General features: G+C 61.8%; 16 protein-coding genes and 1 pseudogene. 7 read left to right on the forward strand and 10 right to left on the reverse strand.

All coding sequences use genetic code 11. The annotated features are described in order from the left end of the window. Positions 1-2 precede the first annotated feature (2 nt). Together ccoO and ccoN are read right to left on the reverse strand one after the other, a co-directional pair. Entirely contained in the window at positions 3-611 is a 609-nt protein-coding gene (gene ccoO, locus ACLH0H_RS16885; RefSeq protein WP_411378865.1) for a cytochrome-c oxidase, cbb3-type subunit II, read from the reverse strand. 10 nt (positions 612-621) lie between these two features. Beyond that, a complete protein-coding gene (gene ccoN, locus ACLH0H_RS16890; RefSeq protein WP_186693664.1) occupies positions 622-2,046 on the reverse strand; it encodes a cytochrome-c oxidase, cbb3-type subunit I in 1,425 nt (474 codons plus the stop codon). Between the two features lie 79 nt (positions 2,047-2,125). Between ccoN and ACLH0H_RS16895 the strand changes: the two genes are divergently transcribed. Beyond that, positions 2,126-2,818: an alpha/beta family hydrolase gene (locus ACLH0H_RS16895; RefSeq protein WP_411378866.1), complete on the forward strand. Its 693-nt coding sequence runs from the start codon at positions 2,126-2,128 to the stop codon at positions 2,816-2,818. A gap of 142 nt (positions 2,819-2,960) precedes the next feature. Here the strand turns inward: ACLH0H_RS16895 and ACLH0H_RS16900 are convergent, their stop codons facing one another. Then, positions 2,961-4,526 (reverse strand): methyl-accepting chemotaxis protein, encoded by a 1,566-nt coding sequence (locus ACLH0H_RS16900; RefSeq protein WP_411378867.1) that lies wholly within the window; start codon positions 4,524-4,526, stop codon positions 2,961-2,963. A 130-nt stretch (positions 4,527-4,656) separates the two neighbouring features. After that, complete coding sequence (locus tag ACLH0H_RS16905; protein ID WP_411378868.1) at positions 4,657-5,541, reverse strand: DMT family transporter; 885 nt, start codon at positions 5,539-5,541, stop codon at positions 4,657-4,659. A 122-nt stretch (positions 5,542-5,663) separates the two neighbouring features. Here ACLH0H_RS16905 and aceK point away from each other — a divergent pair, with 122 nt between their 5' ends. The 5 genes from aceK (at position 5,664) to ACLH0H_RS16930 (ending at position 13,852) form a co-directional block, all read left to right on the forward strand. Then, positions 5,664-7,373, forward strand: coding sequence for a bifunctional isocitrate dehydrogenase kinase/phosphatase (gene aceK / locus ACLH0H_RS16910; RefSeq protein WP_411378869.1), 1,710 nt, complete (start codon positions 5,664-5,666; stop codon positions 7,371-7,373). 104 nt (positions 7,374-7,477) lie between these two features. Further along, a complete protein-coding gene (gene hrpA / locus ACLH0H_RS16915) occupies positions 7,478-11,389 on the forward strand; it encodes an ATP-dependent RNA helicase HrpA (protein WP_411378870.1) in 3,912 nt (1,303 codons plus the stop codon). 350 nt (positions 11,390-11,739) lie between these two features. Continuing rightward, complete coding sequence (locus ACLH0H_RS16920) at positions 11,740-12,861, forward strand: beta-ketoacyl-ACP synthase III (RefSeq protein WP_411378871.1); 1,122 nt, start codon at positions 11,740-11,742, stop codon at positions 12,859-12,861. Between the two features lie 149 nt (positions 12,862-13,010). Continuing rightward, positions 13,011-13,625, forward strand: coding sequence for an RNA polymerase sigma factor (locus ACLH0H_RS16925; RefSeq protein WP_411378872.1), 615 nt, complete (start codon positions 13,011-13,013; stop codon positions 13,623-13,625). Beyond that, the gene (locus ACLH0H_RS16930) at positions 13,619-13,852 is read left to right on the forward strand and encodes an anti-sigma factor family protein (protein WP_411378873.1); all 234 of its coding nucleotides are present in this window, start codon (positions 13,619-13,621) and stop codon (positions 13,850-13,852) included. Before ACLH0H_RS16925 ends, ACLH0H_RS16930 begins: the two co-directional genes overlap by 7 nt. 101 nt (positions 13,853-13,953) lie before the next feature. On the opposite strand, the gene ACLH0H_RS16935 is transcribed toward ACLH0H_RS16930, so the two are convergent. Continuing rightward, complete coding sequence (locus ACLH0H_RS16935; RefSeq protein ID WP_411378874.1) at positions 13,954-15,306, reverse strand: putative porin; 1,353 nt, start codon at positions 15,304-15,306, stop codon at positions 13,954-13,956. A 284-nt stretch (positions 15,307-15,590) separates the two neighbouring features. On the opposite strand from ACLH0H_RS16935, the gene ACLH0H_RS16940 reads away from it, so the two are divergent. Continuing rightward, positions 15,591-16,715, forward strand: coding sequence for a GNAT family N-acetyltransferase (locus ACLH0H_RS16940; RefSeq protein ID WP_411378875.1), 1,125 nt, complete (start codon positions 15,591-15,593; stop codon positions 16,713-16,715). A gap of 177 nt (positions 16,716-16,892) precedes the next feature. Here the strand turns inward: ACLH0H_RS16940 and aqpZ are convergent, their stop codons facing one another. The 5 genes and pseudogenes from aqpZ to ACLH0H_RS16965 all read right to left on the reverse strand — a co-directional run bounded on the left by aqpZ (position 16,893) and on the right by ACLH0H_RS16965 (position 21,894). Further along, entirely contained in the window at positions 16,893-17,594 is a 702-nt protein-coding gene (gene aqpZ / locus ACLH0H_RS16945) for an aquaporin Z (RefSeq protein WP_411378876.1), read from the reverse strand. A gap of 666 nt (positions 17,595-18,260) precedes the next feature. After that, the gene (locus ACLH0H_RS16950; RefSeq protein WP_411378877.1) at positions 18,261-20,093 is read right to left on the reverse strand and encodes an ABC transporter ATP-binding protein; all 1,833 of its coding nucleotides are present in this window, start codon (positions 20,091-20,093) and stop codon (positions 18,261-18,263) included. Positions 20,094-20,174: 81 nt separating this feature from the next. Further along, positions 20,175-20,738, reverse strand: a complete 564-nt coding sequence (locus tag ACLH0H_RS16955; protein ID WP_076952899.1) for a peptidylprolyl isomerase — start codon at positions 20,736-20,738, stop codon at positions 20,175-20,177. Between the two features lie 3 nt (positions 20,739-20,741). Further along, positions 20,742-20,963: pseudogene (locus ACLH0H_RS16960) on the reverse strand (alpha/beta fold hydrolase); the annotation flags it as partial. Between the two features lie 7 nt (positions 20,964-20,970). Beyond that, entirely contained in the window at positions 20,971-21,894 is a 924-nt protein-coding gene (locus ACLH0H_RS16965) for a LysR family transcriptional regulator (protein ID WP_076952900.1), read from the reverse strand.

Raw genomic sequence — 21,894 nt, forward strand, 5'->3', positions numbered from 1 at the left:
GCTCACCTCTTGCTCTTGATGGCAGTGCCGAGCACTTGCAGGTACGCAACCAGCGCGTCCATCTCGGTCTTGCCCTTCAGGCTGGCGACGGCGGCAGTGATGTCGTCGTCGGTGTAGGGCACGCCGAGGGTGCGCATCACTTTCAACTTGGTCTCGGTGTGGCTGTTGTCGACGGCAGCCGTGACCAGCCACGGATAGGCCGGCATCTTCGACTCCGGCACCACGTTGCGCGGGTTGTACAAGTGCGCGCGGTGCCAGTCGTCCGAGTAACGCGCGCCGACGCGTGCCAGGTCCGGCCCGGTACGCTTGGAGCCCCACAGGAAGGGGTGGTCCCACACGCTTTCACCGGCGACCGAGTAATGGCCGTAGCGCTCGGTTTCGGCGCGGAACGGTCGGATCATCTGCGAATGACACTGTACGCAGCCTTCGCGGATGTAAATGTCACGGCCTTCCAGTTGCAGCGCGGTGTAGGGTTTCATGCCTTCCACCGGCTTGTTGGTCACGTCCTGGAAGAACAGCGGGACGATCTGGGTCAGGCCGCCGATGCTCACGGCGAGCACCATGAGCAGCATCAGCAGGCCGACGTTTTTTTCAATCGTTTCGTGTTTCATCACAGACTCCTCAGGCCAGCTGCGCGACAGGGACGGCTTCGACTGGCTGCGCCGAACGCACGGTGCGCCACGTGTTGTAAGCCATCAGGAACATGCCGCTGAGGAAGATCGCCCCGCCCACCAGCCGCACGATGAAGCCTGGGTGGCTGGCCACCAGGGTTTCGACGAACGAGTAGGTCAAGGTGCCGTCTTCGTTGATCGCGCGCCACATCAGGCCCTGGGCGATGCCGTTGACCCACATCGAGGCGATGTAGAGCACGGTGCCGATGGTGGCCAACCAGAAGTGCGCGTTGATCAGGCCGACGCTGTGCATCTGCTCGCGGCCGAAGACTTTGGGGATCATGTGGTACAGCGCGCCGATGGAGATCATCGCCACCCAGCCGAGGGCGCCGGCGTGTACGTGGCCGATGGTCCAGTCGGTGTAGTGGGACAGCGAGTTGACGGTCTTGATTGCCATCATCGGGCCTTCGAAAGTCGACATGCCGTAGAACGCCAGCGAGACCACCAGAAAGCGCAGGATCGGGTCGCTGCGCAATTTATGCCAGGCGCCCGACAGCGTCATCATGCCGTTGATCATGCCGCCCCAGCTCGGTGCCAGCAGCACCAGCGACATCACCATGCCCAGGGACTGCGCCCAGTCCGGCAGCGCGGTGTAATGCAGGTGATGCGGGCCCGCCCAGATGTACAGGGTGATCAGCGCCCAGAAATGCACGATGGACAAGCGATAGGAATACACCGGACGCTCGGCCTGTTTCGGCACGAAGTAATACATCATGCCGAGGAAACCGGCGGTGAGGAAAAAGCCTACCGCGTTGTGCCCATACCACCACTGCACCATGGCATCCGTTGCACCGCCGTAAAGGGAGTAGGACTTGGTCAGACTGACCGGGATTTCCAGGTTGTTGACGATATGCAGGATGGCCACGGTAAGGATGAACCCGCCGAAGAACCAGTTGCCGACATAGATGTGCTTGGTGTTGCGCTTGGCCACGGTGCCAAAGAACACGATGGCGTAGGCCACCCAGACAATGGTGATCAGGATGTCGATCGGCCATTCCAGCTCCGCGTATTCCTTGGAACTGGTGTAGCCCAGCGGCAGGCTGATCGCCGCCAGCAGGATCACCAGTTGCCAGCCCCAGAAGCAGAACGCCGCCAGTTTGGGCGCGAACAGCTGGGTCTGGCAGGTGCGTTGCACCGAGTAGAAGGAGCTGGCGAACAGCGCGCAGCCGCCGAAGGCAAAGATCACCGCGTTGGTGTGCAGCGGGCGCAGGCGCCCGAAGCTGGTCCACGGCAAGTCGAAATTGAGTGCAGGCCAGACCAATTGGGCGGCGAGAAAAACCCCGAGCCCCATGCCGACGATGCCCCACACCACCGTCATAATGGCGAATTGGCGGACCACCTTGTAGTTATAGGCGGTACTTAAAGTAGTGTTCATGGTTCCCCATCCACGGTTCAACCCAAGCAGATGCCGCACTTGGGCTGGAGTTATAGGCAGACTAAAAAGCGAGGCAAGCATGGGCAAAGAGCACAAGGCCAGTATTGACGGGGATCAATGGGCACAGCGTGTGCGGGAACACGGCTGGCTGTGGGATGTCGCGTCGGGCAAGCGGGCGGGCGAAGCGGTCACGCTGATCCTGGCCCACGGCGCCGGCGCACCGATGGACTCCGGGTTCATGAATGACATGGCTGCACGCCTTGCCGGGCATGGCGTGAACGTGTTGCGCTTTGAGTTCCCCTATATGGCCCAACGCCGCGCGGATGGGGGTAAACGCCCGCCCAATCCGGCGCCGAAACTGTTGGAGGCGTGGCGCGAGGTGTATGCCGAGGTGCGACCTCATGTCGCGGGAAAATTGGCCATTGGCGGTAAGTCGATGGGCGCACGCATGGCCAGTTTGCTGGCCGATGAATTGCACGCCGATGGGCTGGTGTGCCTGGGGTATCCGTTCTATGCCGTGGGCAAGCCGGAAAAACCCCGGGTCGAGCACCTGGCTGGGTTGCAGACGCCGACGTTGATTGTGCAAGGCGAGCGTGATGCACTGGGCAACCGCGCGGCGGTGCAGACGTATGCATTGTCGCCGAGCATCGAAGTGATGTGGCTGGCGGCGGGTGACCATGACTTGAAGCCGTTGAAGGCTTCGGGGTTCAGTCATGAGCACCATCTTGAGGCGGCGGCGGTGAAAGTGGCTGGGTTTGTTGCTGGCCTTTAGGGCGCCATCGCAGTACTTTTGATCGTTCCCACGCTCTGCGTGGGAACGCAGCCCTGGACGCTCCGCGTCTGCTCTTGAAACCGTGACGCAGAGCGTCACACGAGGCATTCCCACGCAGAGCGTGGGAACGATCCGTAACGGTCTACCGGTTAAACCGCTCCACCAGCGAATACTGGGTATTGGCGGTATGCGTGAGCTCTTCACTCAACTGCGCCGAGTTCATCGCCTGTTCCGAGGTCTGGTCCGCCAACAGCGCAATGGTGCTGATGTTGCGGCTGATCTCTTCGGCCACCGAGCTTTGCTCTTCGGTTGCCGCCGCGATCTGGGTGGTCATGTCGGTGATGTGCGCCACCGCTTCGCTGATGCCCACCAGCGCCTGGTCCGCTTCCATCACCCGCGCCACGCCCTCTTCGGCCTGGCGATGCCCGGCGTCCATAGTTTGCACGGCAGCGGCGGCCGTCTGCTGCAGCTTGGCGATCAGGGCATGGATCTGCCCGGTCGATTCGGCGGTGCGTTGCGCCAGTTGACGCACTTCGTCAGCGACCACGGCAAACCCGCGGCCCATCTCGCCGGCCCGCGCCGCTTCAATCGCGGCGTTGAGCGCCAGCAGGTTGGTCTGGTCGGCAATGCCTTTGATCACGTCGACCACCCCGCCAATTTCATCGCTGTCCTTGGCCAGTTGGGTCACGGTCACGCCGGTCTCACCCACCGCAACGGACAGACGCTGGATCGCCTCGCGGGTTTCCCCGGCGATATCGCGGCCGCGGCCCGTCAGGCGGTTGGCCTCCTGGGTCGCATCGGCGGTACGCTGCACGTGGCTGGCGACTTCCTGGGTGGTGGCCGCCATCTGGTTGACTGCGGTGGCCACCTGTTCGGTTTCCACGCGCTGGCGTTCCAGGCCGCTGGAGCTGTTATGCGCCAGGGTATTGGACTGCGCGGCCTGTTCGTTGAGGTGTTCGGCGGTGTCCTGCAAGCGCGTGAGGCAGGTCTTCAGACGCGCCTCCTGGCTGAGGATCGACATCTCCAGCCGCGCCTGGGCACCACGGCTGTCGGTGTACATCTGCGCGATCAGCGGGTCGGAGGTGGTCTGCTCGGCCAGGCGCAACAGGCGCTTGAGGCCGCGCTGCTGCCAGCTCAGGCCGAGCAGGCCGAGCGGTACCGACAGCCCCGCCGCCAGGGCAAAGCCCCATTGCGAGGTTAGCGTGGCGCCGATCATGAAACTCAACTGGCTGATCAGGATAAACGGCAGCCAGTCCTGCAACACCGGCAGCCACTTGTCCCGCTGGGGGATCGCCGACTTGCCCTGGTTGATGCGCTGGTAGAGCGCTTCGGCGCGGCGGATCTGCTCGGCGGAGGGTTTGATGCGCACCGATTCGTAGCCGACCACCTGGTTGCCTTCGAAGACCGGCGTCACATAGGCGTTAACCCAGTAGTGATCACCGGTCTTGCAGCGATTCTTGACAATGCCCATCCATGGCAAGCCTTGTTTGAGCGTGGACCACATGTGCGCGAACACCGCGGCCGGAACATCCGGGTGCCGCACCAGGTTGTGCGGGGCACGGACCAGTTCGTCGCGGGTGTACCCACTGATCTCGACAAACGCGTCGTTACAGTAGGTGATCACGCCCTTGGCATCTGTGGTGGAGATCAACCGTTGCTGAGCGGGGAAGGTACGTTCGCGCTGGGTAACGGGCTGGTTATTACGCATGATTGTTCAATCCGCAAGGCTTTCAGGGGTTGTCGGCCGGAACGGGGGTTTATTTAACTTATTTTTGCAACAATCGGCCCGCCAGTGTCCTGCGGTGTGATGGCAGCCTTCAGGGGCGTACCGCCGATCCTCAGCGTTTTTTCGGCCGCAACACCAGCCACAACGCCCCAGCAATCAGCACCCCGCCATACAGATGCGCCATGGACAAAGGCTCATCCAGCAGCAACGCGCCCCATAGCACGCCGAACGGCGGAATCAGGAAGGTGGTGGTCATCGATCTCACGGGTCCAATCGCGGTGAGCAGCCGGAAGTACAACACATACGCAAACGCCGTACACACCAACCCCAGCCCCAGCAGCGACATCCACACCTGCCATCCACCCCAACTGGCGGGGGGATGGCTGATGGCGCTGTAGGCAAACAACGGCAGCAGGAACAACGTAGCCCCGAGCATGCTGCCCAACGCCGAAAGGCGGCTGTCCAGCCCGCCACGCTGATCCAGCCAGCGCCGCGCGAGAAAACCGGCAAAGCCATAACAGGTGGTGGCCAACAGGCAGGCCAATGCGCCCATCAATAATTCCAGGTCAAACGCCACCGGCCCGGCGCGGGTCAGTATGCCCACGCCGAACAAACCCAGGCACACCCCCGCGATTTTCGAGAGGGTGAGGCGTTCGCTGAAGAACAGCCCGCCGATCAATACGCCCATCAGCGGCGTGGTGGCGTTGAAGATCGCTGAATAGCCGGCCGGCAGCACCTGGGCGGCTACCGAATAAAGGGTCGCCGGGATCCCTGAGTTGATTACGCCCAGCAATAGGACGGTCTTGAACTTGCCCTGGAAATCCCATTTCACCCGCATCACCGCCAACATCACCAACAACCCTGTGGCGGCGATCGATACACGAAAGAACGCGGTCGGTAGGGTGCCGATCTCCGGTGCGATGATGCGCATGAACAAAAAGCTCGCGCCCCAGATGGCGGCCAGCCCCAACAAGTACAGGGTGTCGACAGGTCTCACGGAACACTCCCAGGTCAGTAAGGCGGGGGAGTGTACAGGGCCGCACAAAAAATGCCTCTTCTCCTTCCCCCCCTGCACTGGCTAAGCTCAGGGCTTCCCGATGCCCGTTCGAGGTTTCCCGCATGTCGCAGTCCGCCCTCGCCATTGCCCGGATGATCCTCGATGGTTTTGATGATTACCGTGAGCACTTCCGCCAGATCACCGACGGCGCCCGCGAGCGTTTCGAAAAGGCCCAGTGGCAGCAGGGGCAGGCGGCGTCGGCGTCGCGCATCAACCTGTATGAAGAAAAAGTGCTCGAGGTGACCAAGCGCCTGCGCGCGAGTTTCGAGGACGCGCTGTTGCTGGATATTGAAAGCTGGCCCTTGGTTAAAAGCGCCTACATCGGCCTTATCGATCTGCGCTTGGACGATGAACTGTCCGAGACATGGTACAACTCGATCTTCTGCGGCCTGTTCAGTCATGACCTGATCAGCGATGGCTGCATGTTCATCCACACCACCCGGCCCAGCCTGCGCCGGGCGCGGGCGGCGCAAACCCGCACGTATGCACCGGTCGGCAACATTGCGCACATGCTTGCGCAGGTCTTTGCAGACTTCAGTTTCAGCGAACCCTACGCCGATTTGACCGCCGACCTGCGCCGCCTCGAAGCGCAACTGCGCGAAAACCTGCCGGATTGGGTCTGTAAAGACCCGGATCTCAAGGTCGAGTTGTTCTCCTCGGTGCTTTACCGCAACAAGGGCGCCTATCTAGTGGGGCGCATTTATACCCGCGACGAACAATGGCCGCTGGTCATCCCACTGCTGCACCGCGAAGGGCAGGGCATCCAGATCGACGCGCTGATCACCGATGAAGCCGACGTGTCGATCATCTTCTCGTTCACCCGTTCCTACTTCATGGTGGATGTACCGGTGCCGGCGGAATTCGTCGGCTTTCTCAAGCGCATCCTGCCCAGTAAACATATCGCCGAGTTGTACACCTCGATTGGTTTCTACAAGCACGGCAAGTCGGAGTTCTATCGCGCGCTGATCAACCACCTGGCCAGCACCGACGATCAATTCATCATGGCGCCCGGTGTGCGCGGCATGGTCATGAGCGTATTTACCCTGCCGGGCTTCAACACCGTGTTCAAGATCATCAAGGACCGGTTCTCACCTTCGAAGAACGTCAACCGCGCCACGGTGATCGAGAAGTATCGCTTGGTCAAAAGCGTCGACCGGGTCGGGCGCATGGCCGATACCCAGGAGTTCGCCGACTTCCGGTTCCCCCTGGGCAAATTCGAACCGCAATGCCTGGCCGAGCTGCTGGAAGTGGCTGCCGGCACTGTCGAGGTGGAAGGCGACACCGTGCTGATCCGCCATTGCTGGACCGAGCGGCGCATGACGCCGCTCAACCTCTACCTCGAGAACGCCAACCCGGCCCAGGTGCGTGAAGCCCTGCAAGACTATGGCTTGGCGATCAAGCAGCTGGCGGCGGCGAATATCTTCCCCGGCGACATGCTGCTGAAAAACTTCGGCGTCACCCGCCACGGCCGTGTGGTGTTCTACGACTACGATGAAATCTGCTACCTCACCGAAGCCAACTTCCGCCATATCCCGGCACCGCGCACCCCCGAAGACGAAATGGCCTCCGAACCCTGGTACTCGATCGGCCCGCTGGATGTGTTCCCTGAAGAATTCCCGCCGTTCCTGTTTGCCGACGCCGGCCAGCGCAAGCTGTTTGCTGAGCTGCATGGCGAGTTGTACAACGCGGACTTCTGGAAAGGTCTGCAGGAGGCGATTCGCGCCGGCAAGGTGATCGACGTGTTTCCCTACCGCAGAAAGGATCCCCTGTAAGCGCTCCCACAGTGGGTCCCTGTTTACATAGCCGCCTGCCAGGTGAGCCGATTTTCTGCCACACTTACCGGCCGTGCATAAATAGATGACCGCCAAAGTACCTGATGACTGACCAAGCGCCCACTATCGACCAACTGCTCCAAACCCTTGATCACGCCATGCTCGCCGACCGCCAGCGCTTGCGCCGGCAATTGCTCGAGCTGCGCAAGAAACCCGACGAGGGCAAGCTGGCGCAGTGGGTGGCGAGAATGCAGGCATCGTGCGCGCAGGTCACTGCGCGGCGCGCCAGCCTGCCGGTGATCCGTTACGACGACAGCCTGCCGATTGCGGCCAAGCGCGATGAGATCAAGGCAGCGCTGAACAAGCATCAGGTGTTGATCATCGCCGGTGAGACCGGCTCGGGTAAAACCACCCAGTTGCCGAAGATTTGCCTGGAAATCGGCCGTGGCCAGTTCGGCCTGATCGGCCACACCCAGCCGCGCCGGATCGCCGCGCGCAGCGTCGCCAGCCGGGTTGCCGAGGAACTGGCCACGCCGCTGGGCGCGCTGGTTGGCTATCAAGTGCGCTTCGAAGACCAGAGTGATTCCAACACGCTGATCAAGCTGATGACCGACGGCATCCTGCTGGCGGAAACCCAAAATGATCGCTACCTGGAACGCTACGACACGATCATTGTCGACGAAGCCCACGAACGCAGCCTGAACATCGACTTCCTGCTGGGCTACCTGAAAACTCTGCTGCCGCGCCGTCCGGACCTGAAAGTCATCATCACCTCGGCGACCATCGACCTGGAGCGCTTTTCCAAGCACTTCGACGATGCGCCGATCGTCGAGGTCTCGGGGCGCACCTTCCCCGTGGACACTTGGTACCGCCCGCTGACCCTGGAGCAGGACGAGGAGGGCAACCGCGTCGAGGATGACCTCACGGTCGACCAGGCGATCCTCGCCACCCTGGATGAAATCGCCGCCTATGAGCGCAGCGAGCGGCGCAGCCCTGGCGATGTGCTGGTGTTTTTGCCGGGCGAGCGTGAGATTCGCGACGCCGCCGAAATGCTGCGCAAGGCCCAGCTCAAGCACACCGAAATCCTGCCGCTGTATGCGCGCCTGTCGCCTGCCGAACAGCAGCGCATCTTCCAGTCCCACCCGGGCCGGCGTGTGGTGCTGGCGACCAACGTTGCGGAAACCTCGCTGACCGTGCCGGGCATTCGCTACGTGATCGACAGCGGCACCGCACGCATCAGCCGCTACAGCTACCGCGCCAAGGTGCAACGCCTTCCGATCGAGGCGATTTCCCAGGCCAGCGCCAACCAGCGTAAAGGCCGTTGCGGCCGCGTCGAGCCAGGCATCTGCATTCGCTTGTACAGCGAAGAAGACTTTATCGGCCGCCCGGAATTTACCGACCCGGAGATCCTGCGCACCAACCTCGCCGCCGTGATCCTGCAGATGCTGCATCTGCGTCTTGGCGAGATTACCGATTTCCCGTTTATCGAACCGCCGGATGGCAAGGCCATCAGCGACGGGTTCAACTTGCTGCAAGAACTCTCGGCGGTGGACCGCAACAGCCAGCTCACCCCCCTGGGCCGCCAACTGGCGCGCCTGCCGGTCGACCCGCGCATGGGCCGCATGCTGCTGGAAGCCGCCAAGCTTGGCAGTTTGCAGGAAGTGCTGATCGTCGCCAGCGCCATGTCGATCCAGGACCCCCGCGAGCGCCCGCCGGAGCGTCAGCAAGCCGCCGACCAGGCCCACGCCCAGTGGAAAGACGCGGACTCGGACTTCGCCGGGCTGGTCAACCTATGGCGCGGCTTTGAAGAACAGCGCCAGGCGCTCACCGCCAGCCCGCTGCGCAACTGGTGCCGCAAGAATTTCCTCAATTACCTGCGCCTGCGCGAGTGGCGCGATTCCCATCGCCAGTTGAGCCTGATCTGCCGCGACATGCAGTTGACGATCAACAAGGAGCCTGCGGACTTCCCGAAATTGCACAAGGCGGTGTTGTCCGGCTTGCTCAGCCAGATCGGCCAGAAGACCGAGGACGGCGACTACCTGGGCGCGCGCCAGCGCCGCTTCTGGATTCACCCCTCGTCGGGCATCGGCAAGAAACGCCCGCAATGGCTGATGACCGCCGAACTGGTGGAAACCACCAAGCTGTATGCGCGCATGGTGGCCAAGATCGACGCCGACTGGATCGAGCCTTTGGCCGGGCACCTGATCAAGAAGAACCACTTCGAGCCGCACTGGGAGAAGAAGCGCGGGCAAGTCGTGGCGTTTGAGCAGATCACCCTGTTCGGCCTGATCGTGGTCGGGCGGCGGCCGGTGCATTACGGGCCGATTGACCCGGTGGTGTCGCGCGAGCTGTTTATCCGCGAAGGCCTGGTGCGGGGCGAGATCCAGTCGCGCGCCAAGTGCCTCACGGCCAACCAGCGACTGCTTGAACAGCTCGACGAGTTGGAAGCCAAGGCGCGCCGCCGCGACATCCTGGCGGACGAAGAAACCCTCTATGCCTTCTACGATGCGCGTCTGCCTGCGGAAATTCACCAGACCGCCACCTTCGACAGCTGGTACAAGGTCAACAGCCAGAAAGACCCGCAACTGCTGATCATGCGCGAAGAAGACGTGCTGGCCCGCGAGGCCAGTGAAGTCACCGCCGCGCATTATCCGGACACCCTGCACCTGGGCGACCTGGAGCTGGCCTTGAGTTACCACTTCGAACCCAACCACCCGCGCGACGGCGTGACCCTGCGCGTGCCGGCGCCGCTGCTGCCGGCCTTGCCGCCGGAGCGTCTGGAATGGCTGGTGCCGGGGGTGATCGAGGCCAAGTGCATCGCCCTGGTGCGCAACCTGCCCAAGGCCCTGCGCAAGAACTTCGTGCCGGTGCCGGACTTCGTCAAGGCGGCGCTGCAACGTATCGAGTTCGGCCAGGGTTCGTTGCCCCAGGCGCTGGGCCGCGAACTGCTGCGCATGACCGGCGCGCGGGTCAGCGATGAAGCCTGGGCCGAGGCCGCGCAGCAGGTGGAGAGCCACTTGAAGATGAACCTGGAAGTGGTCGACGGCCAAGGCAAGTTCCTTGGCGAAGGCCGTGACCTGGCCGAGCTGACTGCGCGCTTTGCCCAAGCCAGCCAGGCCGCGTTGGCCGTGCCGCAAACGGCGAAGAGCCAACAGCCGGTGCAAGCCAAGGTATTTGCTCCGGTGGCGGAAAAGACCCAGCAGAAAATCGCCGGGCTGTCGATGACGGTATATCCGGCGTTGGTGGAAGAGAACGGCACGGTCAAGGAAGGGCGTTTCTCGACCGCGGCCGAAGCGGAGTTCCAGCACCGTCGTGCGTTGCAGCGCTTGCTGATACAGCAATTGGCGGAACCGGCGAAATTCCTGCGCGGCAAATTGCCGGGCCTGACGGAACTGGGCCTGATGTACCGCGAATTGGGCCGCATCGATGCATTGGTCGAAGATATCCTGTTGGCCAGCCTCGACACCTGCGTGCTCGAAGGCGAAGCCAGCCTGCCGCGCGACGGTGCCGGCCTGGCGGCGTTGGCCGAGCGTAAACGTGGCGGATGGACTGAACAGGCCGAACGCCTGGCGCGGCTGACCCTGGAGGTGCTGAAACTCTGGCACGGCCTGCAAAAGCGCTTCAAAGGCAAGATCGACCTCGCCCAGGCCGTGGCGCTTAACGACATCAAGCAGCAACTGGGCAACCTGGTGTACCCAGGGTTCGTGCGCGAAACCCCGGCGCAGTGGTTCAAGGAATTGCCGCGTTACCTCAAGGCCATTGAACTGCGCCTGGAAAAACTGCCCAGCCAGGTGCAAAAGGACCGGGTATGGAGCAGCGAACTCAGCGGTCTTTGGACGCAGTACGAAACCCGCCTGAAAAAACACACCCAGGAAGGCAAGCGCGATCCCCAGCTGGAGCTTTACCGCTGGTGGCTGGAAGAATACCGCGTGTCGCTGTTTGGCCAGCAGTTGGGCACCAAAGTGCCGATTTCCGACAAGCGCCTGAGCAAGCAATGGAGTCAGGTAGAGCCCTGAAGCCGTTTTCGATTTCAGGGACGAAGCAGTTCCACTGTGGGAGCGGGCTTGCTCGCGAATGCGGTGTGTCAGTCGCAAGATGCATGGCTGACACACCGCATTCGCGAGCAAGCCCGCTCCCACATTTAGATCAGCGCCACCCTGGAAACGGGTGTTTATGGGGGATATAGCGCCAAATCCCAGGCTTTGTGGCAAACTTCGTCGCTATAAATGCCATGATCGTCGTGAAGGGCTGCGACGTGATGGAATAAAGCGAAGCCGGTTTGATGCCCGCGGTGCGGAATCGGACTACATAAAGTTTGGTACGACGGTACCAATATCTTCTGCCTGACAGATTTAGAGGAACGACCGTGCATAACGTCGTCATCAGCGGCACTGGCCTGTACACCCCGGCCAACAGCATTTCCAACGAAGAGCTGGTGCAGTCTTTCAATGCTTACGTGCAACAGTTCAACAGTGACAACGCGGCCGCCATCGAGCGCGGTGAGGTGCAGGCGCTGACCGAATCCAGTGCAGCCTTCATCGAGAAAGCCTCGGGCATCAAGAGCCGCTTCGTGATGGACAAGGATGGCATTCTTGACCCCCGGCGCATGGCCCCACGCCTGCCGGAGCGCAGCAACGACGAGTGGTCGGTGCTCTGCCAGATGGCCGTCGGCGCCGCCGAACAAGCGTTGCAACGCGCCGGCAAGACCGCCGCCGACATCGACGGCGTGATCGTCGCCTGTTCCAACCTGCAGCGCGCCTACCCGGCCATCGCCATTGAAGTCCAGGAAGCCCTGGGCATCGAGGGTTTCGGTTTTGACATGAACGTGGCCTGTTCCTCGGCTACCTTCGGCATCCAGAACGCCGCCAACAGCATCCAGCTGGGCCAGGCGCGGGCGATCCTGATGGTCAACCCGGAGGTCTGCACCGGACACTTGAACTTCCGCGATCGCGACAGCCATTTCATCTTTGGCGACGCGGCCACCGCGGTGGTCCTGGAGCGCGCCGACCTGGCGACCTCCGAGCATCAGTTCGACGTGGTGAGCACCAAGCTGCTGACCAAATTTTCCAACAATATCCGTAACAACTTCGGCTTCCTTAACCGCGCGGCGGAAGAAGGCATGGGGGCGCCCGACAAGTTGTTCGTGCAGGAAGGCCGCAAGGTGTTCCGTGACGTCTGCCCGATGGTCGCCGAACTGATTGGCGCGCATTTGCAGGAAAACCAGCTGGACGTGACCGATGTGAAGCGCTTCTGGCTGCACCAGGCCAACCTGAGCATGAACCACCTGATCGTGAAGAAGCTGTTGGGCCGCGAAGCCAGCGTGGAAGAAGCTCCGGTGATCCTCGATACCTACGCCAATACCAGTTCGGCGGGTTCGGTGATTGCGTTTCATACCTACCAGGACGATTTGCCCAAGGGGAGCGTGGCGGTGCTCAGCTCGTTTGGCGCGGGCTATTCGATCGGCAGCGTGATCCTGCGTAAACGCTGACCCCAGGCAGAGCACGGTCAAATGTGGGAGCGGCGGTGCGACGATTCGACTTGCTCGCGAAAGCGGAGTGTCAGTCGCCGCAGATGTTGGCTGAACTACCGCATTCGCGAGCAAGCCCGCTCCCACAGTTAACTCGCATGAGGTAAACAATGGCAGCAGCGGACGACACGCACCTGCTTGAACGGCTGCTCAAGGGCGAGCAACGGGCCTATAAGGAATTGGTCACCCAATACCAGAGCGCCATGCGTGCGGTGGCCTATGCCATTGTCGGCCAGCGCCACGCCGATGAAGTCGTGCAGGATGCGTGGCTTTCGGTGGTGCGCAACCTGGCCAGGTTCGAAGGGCGTTCCAGCCTCAAGACGTGGCTGTTGACCATCACCGCCAACGCCGCCAAGGGGCGCTACAAGCAGAATCGTCGCGAAGTGTTGCTCGACGACCTGCCCTCACCCCACGGCACCATTGGCGACGACCGTTTCGCACCCGACGATGGCCACTGGGCTGTCGCCCCTTACGCCTGGCACCAGGACACCCCGGAAGCCTTGCTGACCGAGGATGAACTACGCGAGTGCCTGGAGCATACGTTGCTGAGTTTGTCGCAGTTACAGAGCAGCGTGCTGGTGCTGCGCGAACGCCAGGGCCTGGAGCTGGAAGAGATTTGTAATCTGCTGACGCTCTCGCTGTCCAATGTGCGGGTGTTATTGCATCGGGCACGGCTTAAAGTCTTCGCCATGGTGGAGCATTTTGAGGAAACGGGCGAATGTTGACCTGTAAAGAACAAGTGGCACGTTCCAGTGACTATCTCGATGGGCAATTGACCTTTCGCGAGCGTCTGCTGGTGCGTCATCACTTGATGTTCTGCCCGAACTGCCGACGGTTTATCCGTCAGATGCGCCTGATGCAGGCGACGCTCAAGCTCATGCCGCAGGAGCCGGTGGAGGGCGTGGATGCCTTGGCGCAACGCTTGGCCGAGGAACGGCTCAAGGACCTGTAGGAGCGAGCTTGCTCGCGAAAAACGTCAACGATAACGCGAGTTGCCTGATTCAACGCGTTGCGTGTGCGTTCTTCGCGAGCAAGCCCGCTCCTACAGTGGGGTCAGAACTTGGCTTCTGCATCCAGCTGAAGTGTGTTGGCGTTGGCATCGCGATAGCCGGTGGCGCTGGCGTAGTCGGCCTTGGTCAGGAAGTAGGTGGCGCCGATGGCGAAGTTCTTGTCGATGTCGTAACCGACCTTGAACTTGTGACCACGTGCACCGGTGAAGCCGCCGGCGAAGTCCGAGTCCGTGAAGGCGCCCACCACTGCGTAGCGCTGTACGTCGCGGTAGTTGTAGTCCAGGTTCAAGCCGAACACCTTGGATTTGGCACCGAGCAACCAGGCAGTGTCCTTATCTTTATCGGTGGCTTTGGTGTTTTGCACGTACTGGCCGTAGAACGACAACGGTACGGCCAGGCCGCCGATGTCGACTTGGCTGAAACCTTCATACAGGCGGTATTCGCTGGCATTGCCGGCGGTGGTATTGGCGACGGTTTCGCTTGGGGTCAGGCAGCCTGGCGTGGTACCGGTGGCGGTCGGGCAACGGCTGTCTTCGTCGTTCTGGAACGCGTAGACGCTGCCGCCCAGGGTCAGTTTCAGGTTGTCGGTCAGCGAGAAGCGCGAGCCCAGCTGGCCAGCCGTCATGCGCAGGTCGTTGCGAAACTGTACGCCGTCGCCGTTGACGTTGTCCTTGAGGCTGTAGTTACCCAGGCTGCCGAACAGCTCGGCGCTGCTGCCCAGCGGGTATTTGTAGGTCAGGGCCAGACCTTCCGGGTTGATATCGCTGTCCCAGATCACGTCGGCCATGCTGACCCAAGGCTGCAACATCTTGCCGCCGATCACGTGCAGGTTCTTGATTTGGGTCGGGTGGTAGTCGATGTAGCCCAGGTCCAGCCAGATCGACTTCTTGTTGAAGTAGCCGTCCAAGTCCTGGTTGGTGGAACGAGCATCGTCGCTGCTGCCGGTGGCGACGCGGATGCCGGTGTCGACTTGCGAGTTGATTTCGGTAAACGCGCCCAGACGGGCACGAATACGCTCACGGTCCTTGTCTTTGCCGCCATTGTTGGGGGTACCGTCGATCTTGATGGTCTCATGACGAAAGCGCACATCACCCTTGATCTGGGTCTTGGCGGCCCAGGCCAGCTTCTGGTCGAAGCTGCTCAGCTCGTTGGTCTTCTTCGCGGTGGCCGCGATCTGTTCGTTGGTCTCTTGTTGAGCTTGCCGTGCGATCTGCTGTTCTTTCTGGTCCTTAGCCAACTCGCTTTGCAGTTCAGTGTACTGCGCCGCGGTGATCTGGCCGTTGGCCTTGAGCATGTCGAGCAATTTAGCGTCGACTGCGGCGCTGGCCGGAACGCTCAGGGCCAGTAACAGGCCGCCGCACAGGACCGCCGCAGTTTTAGTGGAAGCAAGACGCATATCAATCTCCGAAAGTGAGGAGGGATGGCAAACCATCCAGAACACAACCGACCGATGACGGACGGAAAAAATAACCACCTGCTAGAACCAGGCGCTCTAAAAACAGGCGTCAGTATCGCGATGGTTTATGACGCAGCAGTGGCTAAGTGATGTCATCTACATGACAATTTGGCTTGGCTGGAACTATCGAACCAGAGCCTTGTCGCGCGAAACGGGGGTGTGCGAAGCCCGGCGATCAGCGATACTCGCGAAGCTTTCACGCCCCTGAACCAGTGAGGATGCCAATGCCGTTGCAACGCCTGGACAGCCTGTCCGAGATCGCCCCGCAAGCCTGGGATGCGCTGGTGCCGCAGGGCCAGCCGTTCGTGCGGCATGCCTTCCTGAGCGCGCTGGAAGACAGCGCCAGCCTGGGTCCGCAGTCGGGCTGGCAGCCGGAGCATTTGTTGCACTGGGAGGGCGATCGGCTGGTGGCGGCGCTGCCCGGTTATCGCAAGTGGCATTCCTACGGGGAGTACGTGTTCGATCACGGCTGGGCCGACGCCTGTGAGCGGGCCGGCATCGATTACTACCCCAAGTTGCTGACGGCCGTGCCGTTCAGCCCGGTCACCGGCCCGCGCTTGTTGGCAGCCAGTGCTGAAGACGGTTTCGAGCTGCTCAAAAGCTTGCCGGGTTATTTGGAAATAGAAGGGCTCTCCAGTGCCCATATCAACTTCACCGATGGCCTGGCCGATGATGCGCTGGCGCAACAACCGGGCTGGTTGCAGCGTCTCGGCTGTCAGTTTCACTGGCAGAACCGGGGCTATCGCGACTTCCAGGACTTCCTCGATGCCTTGAGTTCACGCAAGCGCAAACAGATGCGCAAGGAGCGCGAGCAAGTCGCCGGGCAGGGCATCGAGTTCGAGTGGTTGCAAGGCCATGAACTGAGTGAAGCGCAGTGGGATTTTGTCTACGCCTGCTACGCCAACACCTATGCAGTGCGCCGCCAGGCGCCTTACCTGACCCGCGCCTTTTTCAGCCTGCTGGCCGAGCGCATGCCCGAAGCGATTCGCGTGGTGCTGGCCAAGCAAGGTACCCGCCCGGTGGCCATGGCGTTCAGCCTGATCGGCGGCGACAGTTTCTATGGCCGCTACTGGGGCTGCCTGGCGGAATTCGACCGCCTGCATTTCGAAACCTGCTTCTACCAGGGCATGGACTACGCCATCGCCCACGGCGTGCAACGCTTCGACGCGGGGGCCCAGGGCGAGCACAAGTTGATACGCGGTTTTGAACCGGTGATAACGCGCTCCTGGCACTACCTGCGCCATCCGGGTTTGAAGAGCGCCGTGGAGGATTTCCTCGAGCGTGAGCGGGTGGGGATTGTGGCGTATGCCGAAGAGGCGAGGGCAGCCCTGCCGTATCGGCAAGTGTGAGGTGAATGCTATGCCTAGTGAACGATTGTAGTGAGCGGGCTTGCCCCGCGTTGGGCTGCGAAGCGGCCCTAAGCAAGGCGCTGCATTCTTTCAGACAAACCGCAGTGCCAGGTTTTGGGGCTGCTACGCAGCCCAGCGCGGGACAAGCCCGCTCACTACAAAGGACAACATGTTGCCTCAGGTCGGCGCTTCCTTGCCCAGCCATCGATAGCTGAACCCGCCGATTACCGCGCCGAGGATTGGCGCGAGCCAGAACATCCACAACTGCTGGATCGCCCACCCGCCGACGATCAGTGCCGGGCCGGTACTGCGCGCCGGGTTGACCGAGGTGTTGGTCACGGGAATGGAGATCAGGTGGATGAGGGTCAGCGCCAGGCCGATGGCGATGGGCGCGAGGCCCGGCGGGGCACGGTGGTCGGTGGCGCCGAGGATGATCACTACAAACATCGCGGTCATCACCAGTTCACTGACAAACCCCGCCGCCATCGAATAACCGCCGGGCGAATGCAGCCCATAACCGTTGGACGCCAGGCCCGAGGCCAGTTCGAACCCCGGTTTGCCGCTGGCAATGAAATACAACAACGCAGCGGCGAATGTGCCGCCGATGACCTGCGCCACGACATAGGCCGGTAACTCCCTGGCCGGAAACCTTCCGCCCACGACCAGCCCCACCGACACCGCCGGGTTGAGGTGACAACCGCTGATATGCCCGATGGCGAAGGCCATGGTCAGCACCGTGAGCCCGAACGCCAGCGACACACCCAGCAACCCGATCCCGACCGCGGGAAACGCTGCGGCCAATACCGCACTCCCGCACCCGCCCAACACCAGCCAAAACGTTCCTAACCCCTCTGTGACTGAACGCTTGAACAAAGACATGCCACACGTCCTTGATAGATCGCTCTACCGAATCAGTAAATCAGTGATGCTCCCTGCAGATTTACTTCAGCGCCCGTCTGGGCACTGCACTGAATTACAGCAGGCTTTTGGTACAAATCCAGGGGCACCAGAGATGCCAGGGGTCTTTGGCGCGGGGGGCTTGATGCAAATTATGCTGATTGAAGCGGTCAAGTGTGGGAGCGGGCTTGCTCGCGAATGCGGAGTGTAAGTCACCTGATATTTCGACTGATCCACCGCATTCACGCGAGCAACCCAGCCACAGTTGAGCTGCGCTGCTGCAGAGATGCGTTCGCAGGCACAACGAGATCCAGCCGACAAAGCAGGTCCCCTGTGGGAGCTGTCGAGCCCCGGCGAGGCTGCGAAAGCGGTGGGTCTGGCGAATAAAATGCCAGCAGTGCCGCCGCCTTCGCAGCCTCGCCGGGGCTCGACAGCTCCCACAGTTGGCTGCGTTGCTGCACAGATTGTGTTCGCAGGCATAACCGAGATTCAGCCGAGACAGCCGATCCCCTGTGGGAGCTCCCGAGCTTTAGCGAGGCTGCGAAAGCGGTGGGTCAGGCGAATAAAATGCCAGCAATACCGCCGCCTTCGCAGCCTCGCCGGGGCTCGACAGCTCCCACAGTTGAATGTCTGCACGCCCGTAAAATGTCAGTCGATGCCGACGAAGCCTCCGGTCTGATGCTGCCACAATCGCGCATACAACCCGCCGTGGGCCAGCAACTCGGCATGGCTGCCGCTCTCGGCAATCCGGCCTTTCTCCAGCACCACCAGGCGGTCCATGCGCGCGATGGTCGACAGTCGGTGCGCAATCGCAATCACCGTCTTGCCCTGCATCAGGGTTTCCAGGCTTTCCTGAATCGCCGCTTCCACTTCCGAATCCAACGCCGACGTGGCTTCGTCCATGATCAGAATCGGCGCGTCCTTGAGCAGCACACGGGCGATGGCGATACGTTGGCGCTGGCCCCCGGAGAGTTTCACCCCGCGCTCACCGACATGTGCGTCCAACCCGGTGCGGCCTTCGGCATCCGACAGCAGGGGGATGAATTCATCGGCGCGGGCCTTGTGCACGGCGGCCATGAGTTGTTCGTCCGTGGCGTCGGGCTTGCCGTACAGCAGGTTGTCGCGGATCGAACGGTGCAGCAGCGACGTGTCCTGGGTGATCATGCCGATCTGCTCGCGCAGGCTTTCCTGGGCGACTTCGGCGATGTCCTGGCCGTCGATCAGAATGCGTCCACCCTGCAGGTCGTAGAGGCGCAGCAGCAGGTTGACCAGGGTCGACTTGCCCGCGCCGGACGGGCCGATCAGCCCGATCTTTTCCCCAGCCTTGATCTCGAGGTTCAGGCCGCCAATGATCCCGCTCTGCTTGCCGTAGTGGAAATCCACCTGCTCAAAACGCACTTCGCCATGGGGCACCGTCAGGCGCGGGGCGTTGGCGCGGTCGACCACCGCCAGCGGCTGGGCGATGGTCTTGAGGCCGTCCTGCACGATGCCGATGTTCTCGAAAATACCGTTGACCACCCACATGATCCAGCCGGACATGTTGACGATGCGAATCACCAGGCCGGTGGCCAGGGCAATGGCGCCTACGGAGATCAGCGACTGCGTCCACAGCCACAGGGCCAGGCCAGTGGTGGTGACGATCAGCAGGCCGTTCAGGACGGTGATGACCGCATCCATGCTGGTGAGCACGCGCGCCGCCAGTTGGGTTTTTTCGGTTTGCTCGACAATCGCTTCCTTGGCGTATTCCTGCTCGCTCTGGGTATGGGCAAACAGCTTCAAGGTGGTGATGTTGGTGTAGCCGTCGACGATGCGCCCCATGAGCTTGGAGCGCGCTTCGGAGGAGATCACCGAACGCTCCTTGACCCGCGGCACGAAGTAACGCAAGGCCAGGCAGTAGCAGACGATCCAGGTGATCAACGGAATCATCAGTCGCCAGTCGGCCTCGGCAAACAACACCAGCGAGGTGATGGCATAGATCGACACGTGCCAGATCGCCTCAGCCGTTGCCACCGCGGAATCACGCAATGAGTTGCCGGTTTGCATGATGCGTTGGGCGATGCGCCCGGCGAAGTCATTCTGGAAGAAATTCAGGCTCTGCTTGAGCACATAGCTGTGGTTCTGCCAGCGGATCAGGCTGGTCATGCCGGGGTTGATGGTCTGGTGCACCAGCAAGTCATGCAGGCCGTTGAAAATCGGGCGCAGCAGCAAGGCGACCACGGCCATCCAGATCAGCTCGGCGCTGTGCGCCTGGAAGAAATTTGCCGGCGGCGTGCCCTGGGCCAGGTCGATGATGCGGCTCAGGTAGCTGAACAGCGCGACTTCGATCAGCGCACCGACCAGGCCCACCACCAGCAACGCGGCAAAACACGGCCACACCTGGCGCAGGTAGTAGAGGTAGAAGGGCAGGACTTTATCGGGCGGGGCTTCGCCGGGGGCGTCGCGGAAAATATCGATCAGGTGTTCAAAACGGCGATAGAGCATCAGGTTTGACGCCCGACTGGCGGGCTCTCCTTTCAAATGCGCGCGCAGCCTTGTGGGCCGCGCGCGAGACTACCTGTCACCTCAGTCGATGCGCTTGGCCGACTTGATGTACACAGGATCGATTGGCACGTTCTGCATGCCTTGCTTGGTGGTGGTCTGCGAGTTGACGATCACATCCACCACATCCATGCCCTTGACCACCTTGGCGAATACCGCGTAACCGGCATCGCGGCCCGGGTCGAGGAAGGCATTGTCAGCCACGTTGATAAAGAACTGGCTGGTGGCCGAGTTCGGGTCGTTGGTGCGCGCCATGGACAAGGTGCCGCGCACGTTATGCAGGCCGTTGCTGGCTTCGTTCTTGATCGGTGCTTCGGTCGGCTTTTGCGACATCTGCTGGGTGAACCCGCCACCCTGGACCATGAAGCCTGGAATCACGCGGTGAAAAATCGTGTTGGTGTAGAAGCCCTTGTCGACATAGGCCAGGAAATTCTTGGTACTGATCGGCGCCTTGACCGGGTCCAGTTCGATTTCGATGTCGCCATTGGTGGTGGAGATCAATACGTGAGGCGCCTTGGCGGGCTCGGCGGCCATCAGGTTGGCGGCGAACAGTACGGAACCGGCAAAGAAGGCGATTTTTTTCAGCATGGGTCAGTGGTCCTGGGTAGTGGAGTCGACGGTCTTTAGGGTCGAGCAGGGAAGCGTTAAAGACCTCGGGTTGGTCCAAGGGCGTGGCGGGAATTTTTGATCACCACCAGTCGCGCATCGGGCAGCAGTTTTACATAGTTTTCCTTGTGCGCCACGGGGGTAGTCGTGGTCGGCGCCGATGACCAAGGTTGGACAGGTCATCCGCCAAAGTCGTTCCTGCACGCCCACCATTTCAAGCTTGCCGGGGCGCGGCGAAAGGCGCATCCAGCGGGGCGGTGTCAAAGGTGCGCAGCAGTTCCACGAGGATCTGCGTCGCCGGCCCCAAGGGTTTGTCCTTGTTCGAATACAGGTAGAACGTGGGGTGGCGGCTGCCGCCCTGTTCCAAGGGTAGCTGCTTGAGCACGCCTTCGGCGAGTTCGCGTTCGATCATGTGCCGGGGCAACCAGGCAAAGCCCAGGCCGCTGCCCACGAAGGATGCGGCGGTGGCCAGGCTGCCGACGGTCCAGCGCTGTTCGGCGCCTAGCCAACCCACATCACGCGGTTGCTGGCGGCCGGAGTCGCGGATCACCACTTGCATCTGGCTTTCCAGGTCCTGGAAGCTCAGCTCGCGATTCATGCGGTGCAGGGCGTGTTCGGGATGGGCCACGGCGACGAATTCCACATCGCTCATTTCAGTGCCCAGGTAGCCGGGGATGCTGAAGCCGCAGATCGCCAGGTCCGCCACGCCTTCGATCAACAGCTCTTCGACGCCGGATAGCACTTCTTCACGCAGGCGCACCCGGCAGCCGCGGCTCTGCGGCATGAAGGCGGTCAGGGCGCGTACCAGGCGCGCATTGGGGTAGGCGGCGTCCACCACCAGGCGTACTTCGGCTTCCCAGCCCTGTTCCATATGATGGGCAAGGTCTTCCAGTTGGCTGGCGTTTTTCACCAGTTGCCGGGAACGGCGCAACAGCACTTCCCCGGCGTCGGTGAGCACCGCCTTGCGCCCATCGATGCGCAGCAGTGGCACGCCGAGCTGGTCCTGCATGCGGGCCACGGTATAGCTCACCGAGGACTGCGAACGGTGCAACGCTTCGGCCGCCTGGGCGAAGCCGCCATGGTCGACCACGGCTTGCAGCGTGCGCCATTGATCGAGGGTAACGCGGGGCGCTTTCAA

Source organism: Pseudomonas sp. MPB26 (assembly GCF_046605355.1).
GTDB classification, from domain to species: Bacteria; Pseudomonadota; Gammaproteobacteria; order Pseudomonadales; family Pseudomonadaceae; genus Aquipseudomonas; species Aquipseudomonas cedrina.

What these genes read in the sequence shown, in the direction of transcription:
- ACLH0H_RS16940 (WP_411378875.1), top strand. Translation starts at nt 15,591, where the DNA reads ATGCCGTTGCAACGCCTGGACAGCCTGTCCGAGATCGCCCCGCAAGCC.
- ccoN (WP_186693664.1), bottom strand. Translation starts at nt 2,046, where the DNA reads ATGAACACTACTTTAAGTACCGCCTATAACTACAAGGTGGTCCGCCAA.
- ACLH0H_RS16935 (WP_411378874.1), bottom strand. Translation starts at nt 15,306, where the DNA reads ATGCGTCTTGCTTCCACTAAAACTGCGGCGGTCCTGTGCGGCGGCCTG.
- aqpZ (WP_411378876.1), bottom strand. Translation starts at nt 17,594, where the DNA reads ATGTCTTTGTTCAAGCGTTCAGTCACAGAGGGGTTAGGAACGTTTTGG.
- ACLH0H_RS16895 (WP_411378866.1), top strand. Translation starts at nt 2,126, where the DNA reads ATGGGCAAAGAGCACAAGGCCAGTATTGACGGGGATCAATGGGCACAG.
- ccoO (WP_411378865.1), bottom strand. Translation starts at nt 611, where the DNA reads ATGAAACACGAAACGATTGAAAAAAACGTCGGCCTGCTGATGCTGCTC.
- ACLH0H_RS16950 (WP_411378877.1), bottom strand. Translation starts at nt 20,093, where the DNA reads ATGCTCTATCGCCGTTTTGAACACCTGATCGATATTTTCCGCGACGCC.
- ACLH0H_RS16925 (WP_411378872.1), top strand. Translation starts at nt 13,011, where the DNA reads ATGGCAGCAGCGGACGACACGCACCTGCTTGAACGGCTGCTCAAGGGC.
- ACLH0H_RS16900 (WP_411378867.1), bottom strand. Translation starts at nt 4,526, where the DNA reads ATGCGTAATAACCAGCCCGTTACCCAGCGCGAACGTACCTTCCCCGCT.
- ACLH0H_RS16930 (WP_411378873.1), top strand. Translation starts at nt 13,619, where the DNA reads ATGTTGACCTGTAAAGAACAAGTGGCACGTTCCAGTGACTATCTCGAT.
- aceK (WP_411378869.1), top strand. Translation starts at nt 5,664, where the DNA reads ATGTCGCAGTCCGCCCTCGCCATTGCCCGGATGATCCTCGATGGTTTT.
- ACLH0H_RS16955 (WP_076952899.1), bottom strand. Translation starts at nt 20,738, where the DNA reads ATGCTGAAAAAAATCGCCTTCTTTGCCGGTTCCGTACTGTTCGCCGCC.
- hrpA (WP_411378870.1), top strand. Translation starts at nt 7,478, where the DNA reads ATGACTGACCAAGCGCCCACTATCGACCAACTGCTCCAAACCCTTGAT.